The 21,447-nt window shown below is 61.6% G+C and carries 20 protein-coding genes and 1 pseudogene; 17 read left to right on the top strand and 4 right to left on the bottom strand.

The window, feature by feature from the left end:
• Positions 1 to 8: 8 nt before the first annotated feature.
• The 4 genes from nadA to HJB89_RS01260 all read left to right on the top strand — a co-directional run bounded on the left by nadA (position 9) and on the right by HJB89_RS01260 (position 3,856).
• Positions 9 to 980 carry a quinolinate synthase NadA gene (gene nadA / locus HJB89_RS01275; protein WP_221115583.1) on the top strand — a complete coding sequence of 324 codons (972 nt, stop codon included), beginning with the start codon at positions 9 to 11 and terminating at the stop codon, positions 978 to 980.
• Positions 977 to 2,518, top strand: coding sequence for an L-aspartate oxidase (locus tag HJB89_RS01270; protein ID WP_221148717.1), 1,542 nt, complete (start codon positions 977 to 979; stop codon positions 2,516 to 2,518). Before nadA ends, HJB89_RS01270 begins: the two co-directional genes overlap by 4 nt.
• Positions 2,496 to 3,383 carry a carboxylating nicotinate-nucleotide diphosphorylase gene (nadC, locus tag HJB89_RS01265; RefSeq protein WP_221148715.1) on the top strand — a complete coding sequence of 296 codons (888 nt, stop codon included), beginning with the start codon at positions 2,496 to 2,498 and terminating at the stop codon, positions 3,381 to 3,383. Before HJB89_RS01270 ends, nadC begins: the two co-directional genes overlap by 23 nt.
• An 86-nt stretch (positions 3,384 to 3,469) precedes the next feature.
• Positions 3,470 to 3,856: a VOC family protein gene (locus HJB89_RS01260; protein WP_221148713.1), complete on the top strand. Its 387-nt coding sequence runs from the start codon at positions 3,470 to 3,472 to the stop codon at positions 3,854 to 3,856.
• 205 nt (positions 3,857 to 4,061) lie between these two features.
• Here HJB89_RS01260 and HJB89_RS01255 read toward each other — a convergent pair whose 3' ends face one another.
• Positions 4,062 to 4,607, bottom strand: a complete 546-nt coding sequence (locus tag HJB89_RS01255; RefSeq protein WP_221132929.1) for a cysteine hydrolase family protein — start codon at positions 4,605 to 4,607, stop codon at positions 4,062 to 4,064.
• A gap of 96 nt (positions 4,608 to 4,703) precedes the next feature.
• Between HJB89_RS01255 and HJB89_RS01250 the strand changes: the two genes are divergently transcribed.
• From HJB89_RS01250 to HJB89_RS01225, 6 genes are all read left to right on the top strand, one after another.
• Entirely contained in the window at positions 4,704 to 5,723 is a 1,020-nt protein-coding gene (locus tag HJB89_RS01250; RefSeq protein WP_221115579.1) for a GlxA family transcriptional regulator, read from the top strand.
• A gap of 209 nt (positions 5,724 to 5,932) precedes the next feature.
• Positions 5,933 to 7,885, top strand: a complete 1,953-nt coding sequence (locus HJB89_RS01245; RefSeq protein WP_221168293.1) for a tetratricopeptide repeat protein — start codon at positions 5,933 to 5,935, stop codon at positions 7,883 to 7,885.
• A gap of 103 nt (positions 7,886 to 7,988) precedes the next feature.
• On the top strand, positions 7,989 to 8,132 hold the full coding sequence (locus HJB89_RS01240) for a hypothetical protein (protein WP_165504814.1): 144 nt from the start codon (positions 7,989 to 7,991) through the stop codon (positions 8,130 to 8,132).
• A 13-nt stretch (positions 8,133 to 8,145) separates the two neighbouring features.
• Complete coding sequence (locus tag HJB89_RS01235; protein ID WP_259671958.1) at positions 8,146 to 9,510, top strand: YcaO-like family protein; 1,365 nt, start codon at positions 8,146 to 8,148, stop codon at positions 9,508 to 9,510.
• Positions 9,507 to 10,250: a TfuA-like protein gene (locus tag HJB89_RS01230; RefSeq protein WP_207585397.1), complete on the top strand. Its 744-nt coding sequence runs from the start codon at positions 9,507 to 9,509 to the stop codon at positions 10,248 to 10,250. Before HJB89_RS01235 ends, HJB89_RS01230 begins: the two co-directional genes overlap by 4 nt.
• Before the next feature lie 66 nt (positions 10,251 to 10,316).
• Entirely contained in the window at positions 10,317 to 10,583 is a 267-nt protein-coding gene (locus tag HJB89_RS01225; protein WP_207585396.1) for a hypothetical protein, read from the top strand.
• Positions 10,584 to 10,614: 31 nt separating this feature from the next.
• Here the strand turns inward: HJB89_RS01225 and HJB89_RS01220 are convergent, their stop codons facing one another.
• From HJB89_RS01220 to HJB89_RS01210, 3 genes are all read right to left on the bottom strand, one after another.
• Positions 10,615 to 11,019: a helix-turn-helix domain-containing protein gene (locus tag HJB89_RS01220; RefSeq protein WP_207585395.1), complete on the bottom strand. Its 405-nt coding sequence runs from the start codon at positions 11,017 to 11,019 to the stop codon at positions 10,615 to 10,617.
• Positions 11,020 to 11,222: 203 nt separating this feature from the next.
• Positions 11,223 to 12,059 carry an amidohydrolase gene (locus tag HJB89_RS01215; RefSeq protein ID WP_221132928.1) on the bottom strand — a complete coding sequence of 279 codons (837 nt, stop codon included), beginning with the start codon at positions 12,057 to 12,059 and terminating at the stop codon, positions 11,223 to 11,225.
• Between the two features lie 76 nt (positions 12,060 to 12,135).
• The gene (locus tag HJB89_RS01210; protein ID WP_221115577.1) at positions 12,136 to 12,921 is read right to left on the bottom strand and encodes an IclR family transcriptional regulator; all 786 of its coding nucleotides are present in this window, start codon (positions 12,919 to 12,921) and stop codon (positions 12,136 to 12,138) included.
• Between the two features lie 412 nt (positions 12,922 to 13,333).
• On the opposite strand from HJB89_RS01210, the gene HJB89_RS01205 reads away from it, so the two are divergent.
• The 7 genes and pseudogenes from HJB89_RS01205 (at position 13,334) to HJB89_RS01175 (ending at position 21,408) form a co-directional block, all read left to right on the top strand.
• On the top strand, positions 13,334 to 14,068 hold the full coding sequence (locus HJB89_RS01205) for an SDR family oxidoreductase (protein WP_221148711.1): 735 nt from the start codon (positions 13,334 to 13,336) through the stop codon (positions 14,066 to 14,068).
• Between the two features lie 66 nt (positions 14,069 to 14,134).
• Complete coding sequence (locus HJB89_RS01200) at positions 14,135 to 15,412, top strand: L-fuconate dehydratase (protein WP_207585391.1); 1,278 nt, start codon at positions 14,135 to 14,137, stop codon at positions 15,410 to 15,412.
• 245 nt (positions 15,413 to 15,657) lie between these two features.
• Complete coding sequence (locus tag HJB89_RS01195) at positions 15,658 to 18,237, top strand: caspase family protein (RefSeq protein WP_221148708.1); 2,580 nt, start codon at positions 15,658 to 15,660, stop codon at positions 18,235 to 18,237.
• Positions 18,238 to 18,260: 23 nt separating this feature from the next.
• Positions 18,261 to 18,884, top strand: coding sequence for a tail fiber domain-containing protein (locus tag HJB89_RS33055; RefSeq protein ID WP_246762884.1), 624 nt, complete (start codon positions 18,261 to 18,263; stop codon positions 18,882 to 18,884).
• 17 nt (positions 18,885 to 18,901) lie between these two features.
• On the top strand, positions 18,902 to 20,164 hold the full coding sequence (locus HJB89_RS01185; protein ID WP_221149008.1) for an isoprenylcysteine carboxylmethyltransferase family protein: 1,263 nt from the start codon (positions 18,902 to 18,904) through the stop codon (positions 20,162 to 20,164).
• 163 nt (positions 20,165 to 20,327) lie between these two features.
• A pseudogene (locus HJB89_RS01180) lies at positions 20,328 to 20,435 on the top strand (transposase); the annotation flags it as partial.
• 154 nt (positions 20,436 to 20,589) lie between these two features.
• Complete coding sequence (locus HJB89_RS01175) at positions 20,590 to 21,408, top strand: SDR family NAD(P)-dependent oxidoreductase (RefSeq protein ID WP_164012396.1); 819 nt, start codon at positions 20,590 to 20,592, stop codon at positions 21,406 to 21,408.
• Positions 21,409 to 21,447 lie beyond the last annotated feature (39 nt).

Raw genomic sequence — 21,447 nt, 5'->3', positions numbered from 1 at the left:
AGCCGGTCATGAACCACCCTGTTTCCGCATCCTCGCTCTACCAGCGCGTCAGCCGCGTCATTCCCAAAGCCGAATGGATGACCTTCGAAAACGACGTCGACGCCATCCTCGAGCTGAAGCGCCGCCGCAACGCCGTCATTCTGGCGCACAATTATCAGACCCCGGAGATCTTCCACGGTGTGGCGGATATCGTCGGCGACAGCCTGGCGCTCGCCCGCAAGGCGATCGAGGTCGATGCCGACGTGATCGTGCTGGCCGGCGTGCATTTCATGGCCGAGACCGCCAAGCTGCTGAACCCCGAGAAAACCGTGCTGATCCCGGATCTCGGCGCCGGCTGCTCGCTGGCGGATTCGATCACGCCAGAGGATATCGCCCTCTTGCGCCAGGCCCATCCCGGCGTGCCCATCATCACCTATGTCAACACCTCGGCCGCGGTGAAGGCCGCCTCCGACATCTGCTGCACCTCGGGCAATGCCAAACAGGTGGTGGAATCGCTCGGCGTGCCGAAGGTGCTGATGATCCCGGACGAATATCTGGCGCGCAACGTCGCCCGCGAGACTGACGTCGAGATCATCGCCTGGCACGGCCATTGCGAGGTGCATGAACTCTTCACTGCAGAAGACGTGCGCCAGCTGCGCGAAAACCATCCCGGCGTGACGGTGCTCGCCCATCCCGAATGCCCGCCCGAGGTCGTGGCCGAAGCGGATTTCGCCGGCTCGACCGCGGTGATGTCGGACTATGTCGGCAGCCGAAAGCCGGCCCGCGTCGTGCTGCTCACCGAATGCTCGATGAGCGACAATGTCGCCGTGCATCATCCCGACGTCGAGTTCATTCGCCCCTGCAATCTCTGCCCGCATATGAAGCGGATCACGCTTGGCAATATCCGCGCCGCCCTTGAGGAAAACCGCCACGAGGTGACGGTCGATCCGGCGATTGCGGTGGCCGCGCGCCGCGCCGTCGAGAGGATGCTGGCGATATGACCGAGGTTTTCGACCATCTTGCCGGACGCACGGTGATCGTCGGCAGTGGCCTTGCCGGGCTGATGACCGCATTGACGCTGGCGCCTGAACCTTCCGTCATCGTCACCCGTGCCGCCCTTGGCGCGGAAACGTCGAGCGCCTGGGCACAGGGCGGCATCGCCGCCAGCATGGGCGCCGACGACAGCGCGGCGCTGCACCTTGCCGACACGCTTGTCGCCGGCGACGGGCTCTGCGATCCGGCCGTGGCCGCCGGCATTATTGTCGAGGCGCCGGCAGCGATCGCCGCGCTGGAACAAGCCGGGGTGCGTTTCGACAGGAATGCCGCCGGCGAACTCTCGCTAGGGCTGGAGGCCGCCCATAGCCGCCGCCGCATCGTCCATGTCGAAGGCGACGGCTCGGGTGCGGCGATCGTCGCCGCGCTGGTGCGGGCGGTGATGCAGACGCCTGCCATCACCGTGCTCGAAGGCTTCGAGGCGCGGCGGATATTGATGGACGGCGAGCAGGTGGCCGGCCTGCTCTGCGCGACCGCGAGGGGGGCGGTCATCCTGCCGACGTCGAAGGTGGTGCTCGCCACTGGTGGCATCGGTGGGCTTTACGACGCGACCACCAATCCGATGGGCAATTTCGGCCAGGGCATCGCGCTGGCGGCCAGGGCAGGTGCTGAACTCGCCGATATGGAATTCGTCCAGTTCCATCCGACGGCGCTCAATTCCAGCCGCAGGCCCTTGGCGCTCGTCAGCGAGGCGGTGCGCGGCGAGGGGGCCGTGCTCGTCAACGAACGCGGAGATCGGTTCATGGTCCGCATATCAGGCGCCGAGCTTGCGCCGCGCGACGTGGTGGCGCGCGCCATCAGCGCCGAAATCGCCCGCGGCGGCAAAGTCTTCCTCGACGCCCGCGATGCGCTCGGCAGCCGGTTTGCCGCACGCTTTCCCGTCATCTCGACCCTTTGCGGCGAGGCCGGCATCGATCCGGCGAAAGACCTCATTCCGGTGCGCCCGGCCGTTCACTATCACATGGGCGGCGTTGCCACCGACGCCAATGGCCGCAGTTCGGTGTCCGGTCTCTGGGTCGCCGGAGAGGCGGCCTCGACCGGCCTGCACGGCGCCAACCGGCTCGCCAGCAATTCGCTGCTGGAGGCGGCGGTGATGGGCATGCGGGCAGCGCGCGACATATCGGGATTGCCGGCACGGGGGACCAGCACCGTCCTCGCCGAGGAGCTGCCGGTGCCGGCCGATGCATCGCTCGTCCGGCCGATCGTCTCGCGCCATCTCGGCGTGCTGCGCAATGCCGGCGCCGTTGAGGGCGCGATCGCCGCCTTGCTGCCGCTTGCCGAAGGCGACGGCCCTGCCGCCGATCCTGGAATCGTCGCGCTGCTGATCGCCGTCTTTGCCAGCCTGCGGATGGAATCGCGCGGCGCCCATGCCCGCACCGATTTTCCGCTGAAGCTCGGCGCTGCCGACCGGTGCCGCATGCGCCTTTCCCAAGCGCTGGGGATCGCCCGTGCGACCCCGCCCTATGCCCTTGCCAGGAGTGCCTGAGATGAGCCTCGTTCCGCTTCAGCGCCTGATCGTCGAACCCTTGGTCCGGGCGGCCCTGCTCGAAGATCTCGGTCTTGCCGGCGACATCACCTCGGCGTCGGTCATCCCCCACGATCATCGCTCGACGGTGGTGATGGCCGCCCGCCAGCCGGGCGTAATCGCCGGTCTCGATGCGGCCGAACTCGCTTTCACTCTCGTCGATCCGGAGATCGTCATGCGCCGCCAGCTCCAGGACGGCGATGCGGTCAAGCGGGGCGACGTGATCGCCACCATCGAAGGTCCCTCACGCGGCCTGCTGACGGCTGAGCGCACTGCGCTGAATTTCCTCGGCCATCTCTCCGGCATTGCGACGGTGACGGCAGAGATTGCCGGCGCCATCCGCGACACCAAAGCCTCCGTCGCCTGCACGCGCAAGACGACGCCGGGGCTCCGGGCGCTGGAGAAATATGCGGTGCGGGCCGGCGGCGGCATGAACCACCGTTTCGCGCTCTATGACGCGGTGCTGATCAAGGACAATCACGTCGCAATCGCCGGCGGCGTCACCGAGGCGATCCGCCGGGCACGGGCCGGCGTCGGCCATCTGGTGAAGATCGAGGTCGAAGTGGACACTCTCGACCAGCTGCGCGAAGCGATGGAGACTGGCGTCGACGCCGTTCTGCTCGACAATATGACGCCCGCTCAACTGCGCGACGCCGTCGCCATCGTCGCCGGCCGGGCGATCACCGAGGCCTCCGGCCGGGTCACGCCGGCAACGGCTGCCGCAATCGCGGCTTCCGGCGTCGACCTCATTTCCGTCGGCTGGCTGACGCACAGCGCCCCGGTGCTGGACATCGGGCTCGATTTCGTCGGGGCGGCGGTGAACTGACGATCATGACACCATAAATAGCAGTTGCGCGAAATCGGATGCCGATATAGAACAAACAAAGAACGTTTCGCAAATCGGAGGTTTACGTGATCGATCACACCGGAATCACCGTGAGCGATTTCGCGCGCTCCCAAGTATTTTACACCGCCGCTCTTATGCCGCTCGGCTACAGGTTGCTCAAAGATCTGGGTGTTGCTGCCGGCTTCGGTGTAGCAGAAGGTTTTGGCCGCAGCTTGGATCCGGGCGGTGATTTCTGGATTTCCCGAGGCGAACTGCATCATCCCCGCGTCCATATCGCCTTCGCTGCAGAAAGTCGTGCTGTGGTGGACGCTTTTTACAATGCCTCTCTGTCCGCCGGGGGGACGGACAACGGTCCGCCCGGACTGCGCCCGCATTATCATGCAGATTACTATGCTGCCTTCGTCCTCGACCCTGACGGCTACAACATCGAGGCGGTTTGCCACCTTCGATAAAGCAGAGACGATCGGCGGCTTTGTCCAGCTGCAGCCGCAGTCCCACTTTCGGTTGAAGGTGTAAACTATCGAGTGCCTTGATCCGTGTCAGGTCTTTCGGGCGCCATCTACCTCGCGGTTGCAAGAGCATGGCCGCATCGGGGCGGACGCGGGCAGCACTCTCGACAACGCGATCGTCAGCGCCGATGTCCTTCGTCGACGCACATTAAGCTGACAGGAGTTCGCTCACGGCAAGGACCTTACCGTAGCCAGCAGCAAGCGCGCCCATATATGCGGCATGAACCTGCGCGGCCGAGATGAGCTGGCCATCAAAACTGAGATCACGGGTGGCGCAGGCGTCATGGACGATGATGGTGTCATAGCCGTAATCAACAGACGCACGGCTGGTGGCATCGATGCACATATGGCTCATCGCGCCGACCAGCACGACCTCCTGGATACCTTCTGCGTCCAGCTGCTGCTTCAGGTCCGTTTCCCGGAATGAGTTCGGATAGTGCTTTGTGATGACGGTTTCACCGCTCTTTGGTTCAACGGCTGGTATGAAATCGACACCCGTTGTGCCCCTCGCAAAAAACGGAGCATCGGCTCTGCCTTCGTGGCGTATATGGATCACCCTGTCCCCGGATGCGCGTGCGGCGTCTAACACTTTGACTGCATTGGCAGTTGCCTGATCAATTCCGACAAGAGCGTGTCTTCCCGATGACAGATAATCCTTCTGAAGGTCGATGGCGATGATTGCACGCTTGCTCATGTGATTGTTCCTTTTCAATTCGTCAGGTGCCCTGGATATCCGCTTCTCCCTTGTGATAGGAGTGGCGATATCGACAAAGTTCGGGGTGATATTGCCATGAGACAGTTTCCGACAGAAATCGGTATCCTGGTCTATCCAGGCTCGCAGGCGGCGGCAGTCCTGGGCATGACCGACCTCCTGACTTACGCTGAGAGACAAACCAGACTGCAAACCGATGGCAAAATGCCTTCGCTAAGGATCACGCATTGGCAAAAAGAGCCGAACGACAGCATTCCAACGTGCATTTTCGACACCTCGCCCGGGAAAGAGAACGCCCCGAGCGTCCTCGTTATCCCACCCGGTTTAGGAGAGCTTGCTTCGAAAGAGACTGCGAGTGAATATTCCAAATGGCTGCATGCGCTTCACGCGCAAGGCACCTGCCTTGCCTCAGTGTGCAAAGGGGCCTTCCTACTTGCAGAGACCGGATTGCTGACCGGTCGAACCGCAACCACGCATTGGGCTTATGAAGAGGAATTCCGATTGCGGTTCCCGAAAGTTGTCGTCGATACTGATCGGCTCATCATCGATGACGGTGATTTGATAACGGCAGGCGGCGCCATGTCATGGATCGACCTGACCCTCAGACTTGTCGACCGTTTTCTCGGCCCATCCATCATGATCAGCACAGCGCGCGCATTTGTGATTGACCCCCCGGGGCGCGAGCAAAGGAACTACAGCGCCTTTTCACCCAGGCTCGATCACGGAGACCTGGCTATTTTGAAGGTTCAACATTGGCTTCAGGCGCATGATGGCAAGGAGATGAGTCTTGCCGCTTTGTCCGCTCAAGCAGGACTTGAGCGGCGGACGTTCATTCGTCGCTTCCAAAAAGCGACGGGACTCACAACGGGGGATTACATCCAGCGGCTTCGCGTCGGCAAGGCACGCGAGCTTCTGCAGTTCGGCAAGCTGCCTGTCGAAAAGATCGCGTGGGAGGTCGGTTACAACGATCCGAGCGCTTTTCGTAAAGTTTTCGGCAAAATTACAGGTCTTTCTCCCGGTGACTATCGACAGCGCTTCGGTGTCAAAGGGGCCGAACAAGCGCCTTACAAAATCAGTGGCAGGCCGACTCCATATTGAAATATATTTGGTGACAGTGCCGCATCGGCACGCGAATCGTCTCTCATGGAAAATATCGGCAAAGCATCTTCTCGGCGAGCGACACGTGAAAATGCAAATATTCGCTGAAACTTCTTCTTTTGCCGCTATGCGCGGCGCTCTTATAGTTCTAACATCATTTCTGCGGCGGCTGCGTTTGCGCGCCTTGGCTTTCAGGGGTGAGAACCGGGATGCAACGGACATCCGGACAGATGTCGACGAACAGGCTGTGCCTGCTCGGAAGACCGAGGCTGCTGGCAGCGGGGAGGGAACTCCCCTTGCCGGAGAAGTCTTATTTTCTCCTCGCCATGCTCGCCGCCGAAGCCAATCTCGAACTGGACCGCGAAACCGTCAGGCGACAGCTCTGGCAATCGGAACTGCCGGAAAAGCGTGCCGGCAGCCTGCGCCAGCTGCTGTCGCGTATCGAACAGAGCATTCCCGCCGACCTTCCGCCGCTGCTTGCCGCAACCCGAACCCATATCGGGCTTGCGGACGGCTGGGAGGTCGACGTTCATCTCCTGAAGCAGAAAGCGCCGCTCGCCCCCGAAGACAGCGATATGCTGAACGGCGAATTGCTGGAAGGCGCCAAATCGCCGACGCAGGGCGCCGAGGACTGGCTGACCTTTGAGCGCCAGCGTATCGACGAATTGCGCTCCGCCCATCTCACCCGGCTGATCGAGACGTCAGAAGACAGGTCGGACGAGGAGCAGGTCGCACTTGCCAAGCGCCTGCTGGAACTCGATCCTGCCAGTGAGACGGCCTATCGCGCCTTGATGCGCACCCATGTCAGGATGAACGATCCGGCTGCGGCCCGCCAGGCCTATCTGAAGTGCAAGAGCCAGCTGAAGGACGACTTCGACACCGAGCCGGAGGAAAGCACCACAGCGCTCGCCCGCGAACTCGGCCTGATCCCGGCAGCACAAGCGGCAGTGCCGGAGCGCCCATCGGCGCCGGGAATGTTTGCCGATCTGCTTGGCCAGCCGCGCATCATCATCCTGCCGCCGGAAAGCATCTTCACCGATCCGCTGATGGAGCGCGTCGGCAGGGCGCTTCTCGAAGACGTCACCATCGGCCTCAGCCAGCAGCGCGGCTTCAAGGTGATTGCGGCGCATACGAGCCTGGAGATCCTCAGCCGCTCGATCGATCCCGCGCGTGCCGTGCCCGGCCCGCTCGACCTCAGCTTCGACTATGCGGTCTACGTCACCATTCAGGGCCGCGACGAGGATGTCTTTGCGACTTGCCGGCTGACCCGGACGACGACGTCGGAGGTGATCTGGGCCATCGAACTGCCGCTGGTCATGCAGAAGATCAGCGAGTCCTTCACCCATCTGACGCGGCGGATCGTCTCCTCGCTCGCCGACACGATCGAGCGCCACGAATTGGCGATGCCAATTGGCGAGGCGCCGGCCTCTGCCTATCGTCTCTATCTCGAAGGCAAGCGGCTGATCGCCCATACCGACCTGCAGCATCTGCGCCAGGCGCGCAAATGGTTCAAATCCTCGCTCAATCGTTATGAGCATTTCTCGGCCGCCCATGCCGGCGTGTCACGCGCACTCGGCATGGAATGGCTGATCCGCGGCATGCGCGACAAGGAACTGCTCGATGAGGCCAACGGTGCCGCCCGCCTTGCGCAGCAGTCCGACCCGAACAGCGGCCGGGCCTACCGCGAGCTTGGCTTTGTGGCGCTTTATCGCCGCCGCTTCGACGAAAGTCTGGAATATTTCCAGCAGGCCCAGGATCTCAATCCCAACGATGCCGACATCCTCGCCGATTTTGCCGACGCGCTTTCCCATGACGGCGATTTCGACCGGGCGCTGGAGCTCAGCCGCGCGGCCTTCAAGCTCAATCCACTGCCGCCGGACTATTATTACTGGAACCTCGGCGGCATCCACTTCATGCGCGAAGAGTATGAAAAGGCGATCGAGGCGCTGGAACCGGTGAAGACCAAACAGGCGACGGCGAGACTGCTTGCCGCCTCGCATGCGATGGCGGGCGACAAGGGCAAGGCCGAGAACTATGCCCGGACGGTGCTGGAAAACTTCCCCGATTTTCGCAGCGAGGACATCCGTCATTTCGTCCCCGATCGCGATCCCGCCTTCACCGAACCGCTGATAAAAGGCCTGCAACTCGCCGGTCTTCCCTGATTGCATCGCCTTTTAACGAAGCCTGTAACGCTTAAATGACGCGGGCAATGTTTCTCTCCAATGGTTAACGGCAGCGAGCTGCCCGACCAATTGGAGATGGAACATGAAGACGAATGCTGAAACCACCGCAGTTCAGACACAGTCCCTGCGCTTCTCTGCAGCTGCCAGAGCAGCGATGAAACAAGATGAACTCAACGTTTCCGCCAATGCGCTCGAGAGCCTGACGCATGCGCTGAGGTTCCGTTAAGGACGAGACCGGTATGTCCGCTTTCGCCGATCTAGAGCAATTCCAGCAAAAGTGTGAAGCGGTTTTGCGTCCGGAATTGCGTGAAAACAAAAAGATAGAACATTTTCTTGATTCGAAGAAAAACGGAAATGCTCTCGAAACGCTTGCCGGTGACCTCAAACGATCATCGGCCGGCGTCAGCGATTATCATGACCGCGCCGTCACGCCTGCTCAGACACTTGCAGCCATCAGGCCGCATCTGCGCGAATTCGGCATCACGCGCGTCGGCCTGCTGACCGCTCTGGACGTCTTGAACATCCCGGTCGCCTTCGCGACGCGGCCGAACAGCCATACGCTCTCGGTCTTCCAGGGCAAGGGTATCGACAACGATGCCGCCATGACCTCGGCCGCCATGGAAGCGATCGAGACGCGGATCGCCGAAATCCCACCCGCCGATGTGACGCTGGCGACGACCGCAAGCATGCGGGCGGAACATGCCGCCATGATCGATCTCGACAATGTCGCCCGTTGCGCGCCAGACGAGATCGGCAACGGTCTCATTCCCTGGTGCTCCGGGCTCGACATCCTTTCCGGCAGCACTGTCTACGTGCCCTGGTGGCTCGTCGGCCTCGACCATTGCGGCGAAAGGCCGCCGGGCTTCGAGCAGTCGAGCGATGGACTTGCCTCCGGCAACACACCGTCCGAAGCGGTCCTGCATGGACTTTGCGAGCTGGTGGAACGTGACGCCTGGGCCTTAACCCAGCTGAAATCGCCGCAGCAACTGAAGGAAAGCCGCATCGATCCCGCCTCCTTCGGCGATGCGGTCATCGACATCATGACCGATCGGATCACCCGCGCCGGCATGCGGCTGCTGCTGCTCGACATGACCACGGATATCGGCATTCCCGCTTTTCTGGCCGTCATCATGCCAGGCAATCTTTCCGACCGTGTCGACGCGCGCTGGGCGCATGTCTGCGGCGGCTGCGGCTGCCACCCCGACCCCGTGCGCGCGGCGCTGCGCGCCATCACCGAAGCGGCGCAGAGCCGGTTGACCGCGATTGCCGGCAGCCGTGACGATTTCTCGCCGCGCATCTATCAGCGGCTCGACCAGAGTGCGGCGATGCAGCAGGTGGTCGAGCTCTGCGAGGGCGACGGCCGGATGCGCGCGTTCCAGGCCCGTCATTGCCGCGCTGCGACGATCCAGGAAACCATCGGCGAGATTGTCGAGCGGCTGGCGGCAAGCGGCATCGAACAGATCATCGTCGTGCCGTTTGCGCATCGGACCCTGCCGGTCTCGGTCCTCAGGGTGATCGTGCCCGGCCTGGAGGTCGATATCTCGGGCCAGTACATCCAGCTCGGCATGCGGGCAGTCAACACCATGAGAGGAGCCCAGCCATGAAGGTGCTGTTCGTAGGCCCCAGCCTTGGCAGCGATCTTGCCGCGGCGAGAGCCATGTCTCCTCGCATCGATTTCCGGCCGCCGGCCGCCTGCGGCGATATCCTCAAGGCCGTTCACGACGGCGCCACCGCGATCGGCCTCGTCGACGGTTATTTCGGCGATCTGCCCTCGGTCTGGCACAAGGAAATTCTGTTCGCGCTCGAACATGATGTCGCCGTTGCCGGCGGCGCCAGCATGGGCGCGTTGCGGGCGGCCGAATGCGCGCCCTTCGGCATGGTCGGGCTTGGCTCGATCTTCGAAGATTACGAGGCCGGGCGGCTGCTCGACGACGAAGCCGTCGCGCTGGTGCATGCACCGCAGGCGCTGGGTTGGCTGCCGCTCTCGGTGCCCTGGGTCGATTTCGAGCCGACGATCGATGCGCTTCTTGCCAATGGCGAGATCTCGTCGGGCGAGCGCAAGAAACTGCTGCTTGCCGGCCGTTTCCTACATTTTTCCGAACGCACCTATGCCAAGGTCGTCGACGAGTGCCATTTCCGCAAGCCGCGCCGCGACCAGATCCTCGCCGCTGTCCGCCAGAATCGCGTCGAGCGCAAGCGCAGCGACGCCCGGCTGGTGCTGGATTGGCTGCGCCGGGACGAATTCCTGCCCGTTAACCGTGACTGGCGCTTTGCCGCGACCTCGCATTGGGAGCTGCTGCACGCCGAAGTCACGCGCAATGCGGTTCCTGTAACGCTTGAATAACGGTAACGGCAGAAAGATGCAGTGGTGATGGAATCGTAGGGTTTCACGGCCAAAGGGGCGGGAACGATGTTTGAACAACGCAACGAAGCTACAGGCAGCGAATACGCAAGGATCTTCCGGCTGCTGTCGGCAGCCAAGGAGGAGGCTGAAAAGCTTCAGCTGCGGAATCTGATGCACCTGACGAACATGGCGCTGCTGCAGGTCGTCATCGATTGGGACGGCATAGATCCCGACAGGGAGCTAGACGTCAATCTCGAAAAGCTGCTCGGCAGCAAAGCCAAGATCGCAATGAAGGACGCCAGCGAGAATCTGATCCTGATCGATCGCCACTGACCCTTATGCGGATCGGCTTAAGGACAACGGCCTATTCGGCCGCTTCGCTATCCAGCTGTTCGGTGTTGGCAATCGCCTGAACGAGCTTCAGGATCTTCTTGCGAAGAGCTTCGTTCTTGATCGAAAAGAACGCCGCATTGAGAAGCACGCCTTCGCGCGAAATAATGAATTCTTCGCTCGGAGCCGGGTTGTCGTTGGCCGTATCGGGGGCCGACAGGTCGTCGAAAAACGTCCTGACATCGACCTTCAGCGCGCCGGCGATTTCAACCAGCATGCTGGCGGAAACGCGGTTGGAACCCTTTTCGTATTTCTGGATCTGCTGGAACGTTACACCAACCCGATCGCCCAGTTCCGTCTGAGAAACTTTCCTTAGCAGACGCTGGATACGGATGGTCTTTCCGACGTGAACATCGACGGAATGCGGTTCTTCTTTCATTTTTTCCCTCCTGAGGACATCGGATTAGAAGTATTCGCCAAATCCGTGTCTGACAACTTTTACCTGAGATGGCTAAAGCTAGCAATTGCTTGGTGGTAAGTCGTCCCAAACCGAAACACTGCGTCGCTTCGTCCTTACACAAGCAAAAGACATGCCAAAGTAGCACTTTTATAAGGCACAGCACATCACGTGATTTCGTGACGTCAAAGCGACCAGAGACGCTGTGCATTGGCGGAAAGCAGCTTGGACCGCTCCGTCTCGCTGCTGCCGGAAAGCACGGCGTGGGTCGCCGCGACCCAGGTAGAGAGGCCGCCGCCGAGCGTGCAGACCGGCCAGTCGCTGCCCCAGACGACACGATCCCAGCCGAAACTTGCAATCACATGTTCGATATAAGGCCGCAGAGTTTGCGCCGTCCATGTCTCGGCATCGGCATAGGCAACGACGCCGGACACCTTGCAGACGACGTTTGGCCGCCGGGCAATCTCCGATAGGCCGACTTTCCATGGCTCGAAGGCATCGGAGCGGATATCCGGCACGCCGCAATGGTCGAGCACGAACTGCACATCCGGCGCGAGATCGACGAGGGCGCTCACGCGGCCTGCCTGGTGCGGCAATGTGCAGAGGTCGAAGGTCTGGCCGCTGCCGCCAAGGCGGCGGATATTTTCGCGAAACAGGGCGCCTTCCGACACGTCGTCGGGCACGACATGCAGCACGCGGCGGAACCCCTTGACGAAGGAATCGGCCTTTTGCCGCTCGAGATAGGCGGCAAAGCCTTCCTCTTCCGGCCGGCAGGAGACGATGGCGCCGGCAATCAGGCTGCCTTCCTTTCTGGCGATACCGGCGATGTGGTCTGTCTCGCCCTGCATCGCGGCGGGATCAACGTCGACCTCCATGTGCAGCGCCGTGGTGATGCCGCAGCGCCGCGCCTCGGCCGCATAGGTCTCATAGAGAAAATCATGATCGAGATCGGGCACCTGGGAAAGCCAGGGATAGGGCAGTGCTGAGCGATCGATGATGTGCAGATGGGTGTCGATGAGCACGCTTTTCTCCTCCAAGGCAGGCTGTACCGCAAGCTATCCCCGGTGAATGGATTGTTCAAATAAAAATTATCGCCCGTCAGGCGGGGCTTGCGACGTCGGCGCCGGCAAGCAGCGAAAGCTGGTTGGCGGTCTTTTGCACCTGCATGATCGCCTGGGTGATATCGGGAGCCGTGGGTGCATTGACAAGCGCAATGAAGGGGCAGGTGAGGGCGGCGATGCAGCGCCCATCCGGCCCGAGAACGGGCGCGGAGAGATTGTAGACGCCGGATGTCTGGGCGCTCGCCATCATCTCGTAGCCGCGCTCGCGGATCTGGTCGAGACGATCGTAGAAATCGGCGCCGAGCTCGATGTCGGCGCGACTGCGCACATGTTCCGAGATCATCATCTCCCGCTCCTCCTCACTGCGGAAGGCGAGCAGCACATGCCCCGAACCGGTGTCGAACAGGCTGATATGGGCGCCGATGCGGATCGAGAATCCCCAGTAATCCGGCGCCTCCTGCTGGGCAATGACGACAGCCGCGCCGCGATCGAAGACGGCAAGGTGATTGGCCTGGCGCGTGCGATGGGCGAGATCGCGCATCAGCGGTGTGGCGTAGGAAGCAAGCCGGCGCACCGGCGTGTGCAGTTGCGCAAGACCGAAAAGCTTCAGCGTCAGCGAATAACGGTCGCCATCCAGCCGGGTGACGTAACCGCGGCGCACCAAGCGGTCGAGCATGCGATAAAATTCGTTGGGACTGCGGTCGAGCCGCTTGGCAATTTCCGCCTGGGTGAGACCGCTGTCGACGCTGGCGAGCAATTCCAGGATATCGAGGCCCTTATCGAGCGCAGGAGCGCGGTAGCGGTCTGACTCGTCGGTCTCCATTCCTTCCTCCTGTGAATATCAATCTGCATATACGCAGAACCACGGTCGGAAAAGGAAAAGTTTACGCTTGACCCTTGGCTGATCGTCTGTTTGTCTATAAACAGACAAATCATCACTGAAGACGCAGCTCGGTATCACGCGAGATATCGCACGCTTCCGGAAACCAAACCAGGTGGCAGGCTGCCAGCACTATCTTGCCGGAGGGCGGTCAGAGCGCGCAAAGTGGGAAAAGGCGTATGCCTTAATGCATGTCGCCCGGAAGTGTGCAGCGGTTCCGGGGTAACGACATGCATAAAAACAAAGGACTAAAGCGCGTCGCATGAACCAAGTTTGATGCGACGCGCTTTAGTCCTCGTCAACACAAATTGCATTCCATCGTCCAGCGTAGACACTTCCAGAAAAGGCCCGTGACATGACAAACAGACTTTCCGGCAAGACCGTGCTCATCACCGCCGCCGGCCAGGGCATCGGCCGGGCGACGGCGGCAGCCTTTGCCGCGATGGGCGCCAAGGTCCAGGCGACCGACATCAATACCGAGGCGCTGGCGACGTTAGCTGCGGAAACCGGGGTTTCCACCCATCAGTTGAACGTGCTCGATGAGGATGCGGTCAAGGCTGTCGTTGCCGAGATCGGCGCGGTCGACGTGCTGTTCAACTGCGCCGGCTTCGTTCACGCCGGCTCGATCCTCGAGATGAAGGATTCCGATTTCGAATTTGCGCTCGACCTCAACGTCAAGGCAATGATCCGCACCATCCGCGCCGTGCTGCCCGGCATGCGCGAACGCAAGGACGGGTCGATCATCAACATGGCCTCCGTCGCCTCGAGCATCAAGGGCGTCCCGAACCGCTTCGCTTATGGCGTCACCAAGGCGGCGGTCATCGGGCTGACCAAATCCGTTGCCGCCGATTATGTCGCCGAGGGCATCCGCTGTAACGCCATCTGCCCCGGCACGGTGGAAAGCCCGTCGCTGCAGGACCGCATGCGCGCCCAGGGCGATTATGACGCAGCCCGCGCCGCCTTCATCGCCCGCCAGCCGATGGGCCGGCTCGGCTCGCCGGAGGAGATCGCCGATCTCGCCGTCTATCTCGCCGGCGCCACCTACACGTCAGGCCAGGCAATCGCCATCGACGGCGGCTGGACGATCTGACCTCAGCTGATGTTGCGGCCGGCAGTCGTGCCGGCCGATCGGGCTATTGCAATTGGGAGAACAACCATGACCCGCATCACCGACCTTCGTGTCTTCGATCTCCGCTTTCCCACCTCGCAAAGCCTGGATGGGTCGGATGCGATGAACCCCGATCCGGATTATTCGGCCGCCTATGTCATTCTCGACACCGATGCGTCTGATCTTGCCGGCCATGGCCTGACCTTCACCATCGGCCGCGGCAACGATATTTGCTGCATGGCGATCGAAGCGATGCGCCATCTCGTGGTCGGCGCCGACCTCGGCGACGTGCTCGCCCATCCCGGAAAATTCTGGCGACATCTGACCAGCGATAGCCAGTTGCGCTGGATCGGCCCGGAAAAGGGCGCCATTCATCTGGCAACCGGCGCCGTCGTCAACGCCGTCTGGGATCTGCTTGCCAAACAGGCGGGAAAGCCCGTCTGGCGGCTCGTCGCCGAGATGTCGCCTGAGGAGATCGCCGATATCGTCGATTACCGCTATCTCACCGACGTGCTGACGCGTGAGGAGGCCGTCGAGATCCTCAAGCGCGCCGAGGCAGGCAAGGCCGAACGTATCGCCATCCTCGAAAAAGAGGGCTACGCCTGCTATACGACCTCGGCGGGCTGGTTGGGTTATGAGGACGAAAAGCTGCGGCGCCTCTGCAAGGAGGCGATCGACGCCGGCTTCAACCATATCAAGATGAAGGTCGGCCGCGACCTGGACGACGATATCCGCCGCTTGAGGATCGCCCGCGAGGTGATCGGTCCCGATCGTTACTTGATGATCGACGCCAACCAGGTGTGGGATGTCGGCCAGGCGATCGACTGGGTCAAGGCGCTTGCCCCGGCCAAGCCCTTCTTCATCGAGGAACCGACAAGCCCCGATGACATTGCCGGCCACCGCAAGATCCGCCAGGCGATCGCGCCGGTGAAGGTCGCGACCGGCGAGATGTGCCAGAACCGCATCATGTTCAAGCAGTTCATCGCCGAAGGCGCAATCGACATCGTCCAGATCGATTCCTGCCGCATGGGCGGGCTGAACGAGGTTCTCTCCGTGCTGCTGATCGCCGCCAAGTTCGGCCTGCCGGTCTGGCCGCATGCCGGCGGCGTCGGCCTCTGCGAATATGTGCAGCATCTGTCGATGATCGACTACATCGCGGTATCCGGCACCAAGGAAGGCCGCGTCATCGAATATGTCGATCACCTGCACGAACACTTCCTCGACCCCTGCCGGATCGAGAGCGCGGCCTACATGCCGCCGACCTTGGCGGGCTTCTCCATCGAGATGAAACCAGCCTCGATCAGCAACTATACGTTTCGGAGCTAAGGAAACTTCGCCGGCGCTGACGTATCCACTGCCGGTGGCAGGATAAAATTCCTGATTCGACAGTCTTTCCTGCCGATAATGGGCTTCCAATCTGAGGGGACTGCTCCAATTCACTTGGAGGCGGGCGAAGCTTGCTTTTTTTAGCAGTGAGGAATATTTTCAAACGATGAATGCGGAGGGGGCCTAGCACCAGCAGGCCAGCAAATTTTATTGAACTTAAACAATAGAATGTTTGCGATCGAGCCATGCCCAAGTTCCACAATGCCTGGAGACTATGCGCTTATCTGCTGACCGTGGCGGCAATACTGCTGTCGATCGGCGTCGCGCATGCCGCCATCACGCAAGAGAGCGGCCGCCGCGTCGCCCTCGTCATCGGCAATTCGGTCTATAAGACGCTGCCTTCGCTTCCCAACCCCGCCAATGATGTCGAAGAGGTCGCAGCCACGTTGCGGGCGGCCGGTTTCGACGTGACGATCGGCATCAATGTCGATCGCATCGGGCTCGAGGATACGGTGCGCCGCTTCCTGCGTTCGACCAGCAATGCCGAGGCAGGGCTGATCTATTATTCGGGCCACGGCATCCAGGTGGGCGGGCAGAATTTCATCGTGCCGGTCGATGCGACCTTGGAAACGCCCTATGACGTCGAGACGCAGACCATGCCGCTCGACCTCATCCTGAACCATCTCAAGCAGAATTCGCGGGTGCAGTTGATCTTCCTCGATGCCTGTCGCAACAATCCGTTCAACGCTCAGAAATTCTGGATGGCGGAAAAACTGGAACCGGTCGGCGCCACCCGCGGGCTTGCGCGCATCGACAGCGATCTCGGCAGTCTGATCGCCTTTTCCACGGAACCCGGCCAGGTGGCGCTCGATGGCACCGGGGCGCTGAGCCCCTATTCCGAATCCTTCATCAAACGCGCCAGCGAACCCAATAAGGAAATCCGCCAGGTGCTGACCGATGTGCGCCGCGACGTCATCGCCATGACCGGCGGCAAGCAGGTCCCCTGGGAAAACTCCTCGCTGATGGACAGCTTCTATTTCATTCCGGCGCCGCCGCCGCCAAGCGTCGAGTCGATGCAGCAGGTGAGCGTGCCGGAAGGTGCTGCCGCCACCAAGCTGCCGATCGCCCCGCCGCATGACGAAACCGGCTCGACGCTGCTCGTCACCCTGACCCAACTTCCCCAGACCGGCAAACTCACCTTCGACGGCAAGCCGGTCGAGCAGGGCGCCAAGATGCCCGCCGCGGCGCTGACGGCGCTGACCTATGATTCCTCAGGTGTTACCGCCGGAACCGTCGGCCTGATCGGTTACACCGTGAGTGATCCCTATGGCCAGGCGACGCAGGGCGTCGTCGCGATCACCGTCTCGGCGGATGCCGGCGCCAAACTCGCCCAGCTCGAACAGCAAAAACAGGTGCGGCTTGCCGATGCCGACGCCTATCTGAAGACCCTGTCGCGCGACGTCGGCACGACGATCGGCGTCGGCCCCGTCGCGGCCAGCCTGCCGGTCGTGCCGGCATCGGCGGCGGAAATGACCTTCAAGGTCGCAGCCCTTCCCGACAAGGGCACGCTGCGCGCCGGAGACCGGGTAATCGGGCTCGGCCATGTGCTTGAGGCAGCCGATATTCCGGGCCTTTCCTACGAGCCGCAGATCGGCACGGAGAATCAGCCTTTCGCCCTGACGCTGCAGGCCGCCAACGACGATCTGCCGCCCGCCACCGTCACCTTCAAGCCGGTGCTCGACGCCTGCGACACCGCAGCCGCCGCACCCCTCGACCTGCAGGGCGTGACCGCAGGCAAGCTGCCGAACGAAATCGACCCCGATAATGCCCTGCCGGCCTGCACCGAGGCGATAAAGGCCTATCCCGAGGTGGCCCGCTTCGTCTACCAGCTCGGCCGCGCCCAGCTTGCCAACCGCGACACCAAGACGGCTTTCGCAACGATCAAGCAGGCGATGGATGCCGGGCATGTCCGGGCAATCTACGAATTGTCGAGCCTTTACGAGTCCGGCGCCTCCGTTCCGCGCGATGCAACCAAGGCAAGCGAGATCGCCAAGGCTGGTGCGGCCAAGGGCGATCCCTTTGCCCTGCACAGCTACGGCAAGGCCCTCTACTACGGCCGCGGCACCAAGGCCGATCAGCAGCTGGGATTACGCTTGATGCTGCAGGCCGCCGATCTCGGCCATACCTACGCGATGAACGAGCTCGGCTATATCTTCCTGAACGGCGTCAACGTTCCGGCTGATCCGGAGCGCGGCATCCGCTTCTACGAAGCCGGCGTCCAGCGCAACGACATCTATTCGCTGAACAATCTTGCGCTCGTCTACCGTTTCGGAAAAGGCGCCCCGGAGGATCTCCCGAAAGCGCTCGACCTTTTCACGCGGGCTTCAGAGGGCGGTCAACCCTATGCCCCGACTAATCTCGGGCGCATGTACCGCGACGGCATCGGCGTTGCCGCGGACAAGGCGGAAGCTGCGAAGTGGCTGGAGATGGGCGCCGAACGTGGCGACTATTGGGGTGCACTCGACCGCGCGATACTGGCGAAGGAAGACGCTGCGGACGCTGACAACCTGGTAACGGCGGCCCGTTATTTCGCGCTGGCGACCGCCGTCAACATGCCAGGCAGTGGCGATCCGAAGAACCAGGCAAAGGCGGCGCTCAAGGCCTTGCCGAATGCCGCCAAGAAGAAAGTGGAGGAGACCTTTGCCGCCGAGCTGACCGCTCAGGAACAAAAGGCGCTTCCAAAAACCAAATCGCTCGATGACAGGCTCGTTCAGCTCGCCAAGGCGACATGGGTAAAGCGAAATCCGAGGTACGATCTCTTCTAAACGGCGATCCGGGGGCGCCCTACATGACAAGAAAGCTCATCATCCGTGTTCTGCTTTGCTCGACCTTCCTTGCAGGTTCAGGCGCAATCTTGCAGAGTTGCATCTTCGACCCTGGCGCCAAGACGCTATTCGCCAGTGAGGAGCCCGCCAGGAACGTTACGCCTGGCAGGAAAACCACGCCCGCCGTTAGAAAAGTGGCCGTAAATAGCAATCAACCGGCTTTCGCCCGCTCCGAGAACAGTTCCAGTGGGAATTCCAGCTCTGGCGGCGGCATGGGCGGCGGCTCTGGTTCCAGCAGCTCTTCCAGTTCAAGCAGTTCATCGAGCTCCTCGGGTACCTCGTGGTCTGATCGCCGCCTGAAGACCGATATCCGCCGCCTTGGCACTTCGGCTGAAGGTATTCCAATCTATGCTTTCCGTTACATCTGGGGCGGGCCGATGTTCATCGGCACGATGGCGCAGGACCTGTTGACGATCAGACCCGATGCGGTCATCGCTACCGGATCGGGCTATTACATGGTCGATTATGACAAGCTCGACCTTGCGATGATCTCAGTGCCGGAAGAGCGGTCACCGTTCACAGTTGAAGCAGCGTTGGCGCAGGCGGTGAAGGCGGCGCGGAAACGCTCCGTCCAGCCGGCAATGTGATCGAGAAAGCCGAGCGCGTGCCGATATCGGAGGACAGGGATACCCTCACCAGGAGTCCCCTGGTCACTCAAGCTGCGACCCTTGCCGGCGTTCTCGTCGGCATTGCGCTCGCGACCTATCTGCAGCTCGAGCCCGGCAAGGCGATGGCGCTTGCCGTCCTTTGTCTTCTCCTGGCGTGGATCGTCGTCGACGGCACACCGGCTGCGCGCCGGGCCTGGGCATTGCGAGAGAGGCGGCATGAGGCTCCCGCCGCTTCCTGGCGGCGCATCGGAACCAAGCTTGTCGGCCTCGCCGCGCTTTTGGGTGCGGTCGTCATCGCCTGTTCCGTCTTTCCGTTTTTCACGCAGTCGTCGGCGGTCCGATGGTTCATCGAGGCCGGTCATACCACCATCCCCATCTCCATCGCTCTTGTCGGCGCCACCATTCTCTACGTCGCGGTCACCGATCTCGTCGCCGCGGAGCCCGACGATTATCTCAACCAGGTCGGCCGTGCGGTACTGATGCAGGATTTTCGCGAAGAAGACGTGCTGTTCGCCTTGCGGCTGCTGGCGATCAAATGCTTCTTCCTCGTGCTGATGTTTTCAAGCGGCATAGCCGCACTTTCCGATCTTGCCGAAAAGCCGGCCTGGCTGTTTCCCTCACTTTCGGCCGCCTGGTTCGAAGGCTTGCTGCGGCTCGTCTTGCTTCTCGACGTCATCCTGGCGGCCGGCGGCTACATCGCCACCTTCAAGCTTTTCGGATGGCATGTCAGGGCAACGGAGACGACGGCGCTCGGCTGGCTCGTCTGCCTGATCTGCTATGAGCCGTTCTTCCCGGTGATTTCGCATGCCTTCGTACCCTATGGCGACGGGCCGGGTTGGGAGAGCATTATCCGGGAGGGATCGGTGGTCTTCATCCTCTGGAGCGTCGCGACGCTGTTCTGCACGGTCATCTACGTCTGGGCGACCGTCGCCTTCGGACCGCGATTTTCCAACCTGACCCATCGCGGCATCATCACATCAGGCCCCTACCGCTTCATCAAACATCCGGCCTATGTCTCGAAGAACATCGCCTGGTGGCTGTTTGCGTTTCCGAGCTTCATCGCCAGTGGCCTGGCCGAAGGACTTGCGCGGGCCGGCATGCTGGCGATCATCAGTCTTATCTATTTGCTGCGCGCCCGCGCCGAAGAGCGCATGCTGAGCCGAGATCCCGCCTATCGGGACTATGCCGAGAACGTCGCGGCGCATGGGCTTTTGGCAATGGCCAAGCGGCGGCTGGCGCCTGCAGCGCCGCGTGTCTGAAAGACGCGCAAAGGACGTAGGCCAGGGGGAGATCGGCGAGCTCTGCCCCTTGCATGTTCAATTCGCACTAATTGTTAGATGATTGGTCCGGCCGTCCTCGCGTTTTCCTGAACAGATGATGGGGAGGCAGTCCCGCATGCAAGGCAAGGTTCCGTTCTGCCTGTTCCTGGAAGAGGGCCGGGCTGCGATTGACAACAACGCGGCTGAACGGGCACTGCGCCCAATAGGCGTTGGAAGACGCAATTGGCTCTTCGCGGGAGCCGACAAAGGCTCATTGCTTTTCTCAGCCGATAACCCGCCGTAGATAGCAGTAAACCTGACTCTAGACCCCCACCCTTCATAACACATAGACATATTAAACTTGAAAAGAATTATTAAAGCACGGGTCGTTCGCTGTTAGCCTTCTCGAAGTGGGAGGAGACAGAATGGCGACATTGCAAGAAATGTTCGACGTTCGTGGCAAGTCGGTGATTGTCACCGGCGGTGCCAGCGGCATCGGCCGTGCATACGCGGAGGTCATGGCGGACAATGGCGCGCGCGTCTGCATCTTCGACCTGAACGCGGCAACGCTGGAAACGGTGGTTGCCGAAATCAAGGCCAATGGCGGTGACGTCTGGGGGCAGGTCGTCGACGTTTCCGACAGACCCGGAATGAGCGACGCTTTCGACGCTGTGGCGAAACGGCATGGGCGGATTGACGTGGTCTTCGCCAATGCCGGCATCGACCCCGGCCCGGGCTTCCTGTCGACCGAAGGCGGACGCATTCCGGAAGGCGCGATCGACGCGCTGGACGACGCGCAATGGGATCGTGGCATCGAGGTCAACCTCACATCGGTCTACACGACAGTCAAGAATTCTGCCCGGCACATGAAGAAATCGGGCGGTGGCAGGATCATCGTCACGTCCTCGATCGCGGCACAGATCAACGAGGCGATCGTCGGCACGTCCTATATGCCCGCCAAGGCGGGCGTCGACCATTTCGTCCGTCAGATGGCAATGGAACTGGGCATGTTCGGCATCCTCGTCAACTGCATATCGCCTGGGCCCTTCATGACCAACATCGCCGGCGGTCGGCTAAAGATTCCCGCGGACCGCAAGGCTTTCGAGGAGCAATCGCTGATCGGGAGGATCGGCGACACTGAGGACATCAAGGGCCTTGCACTCTATCTGGCATCGCCATGCTCGTCTTACGTCACCGGCAGCCAGATCGTCATCGATGGCGGCGCGATGAACCGCATTAAGTGATGTGATCGCCAGCCAGGGAGGAACGGCCGGCTGTCACCA

Source organism: Rhizobium sp. NZLR8, from assembly GCF_019685025.1.
GTDB lineage: Bacteria > Pseudomonadota > Alphaproteobacteria > Rhizobiales > Rhizobiaceae > Rhizobium.
The sequence above is the reverse complement of the archived record's forward strand: the minus strand, read 5'-3'. Positions and strand labels throughout refer to the sequence as shown.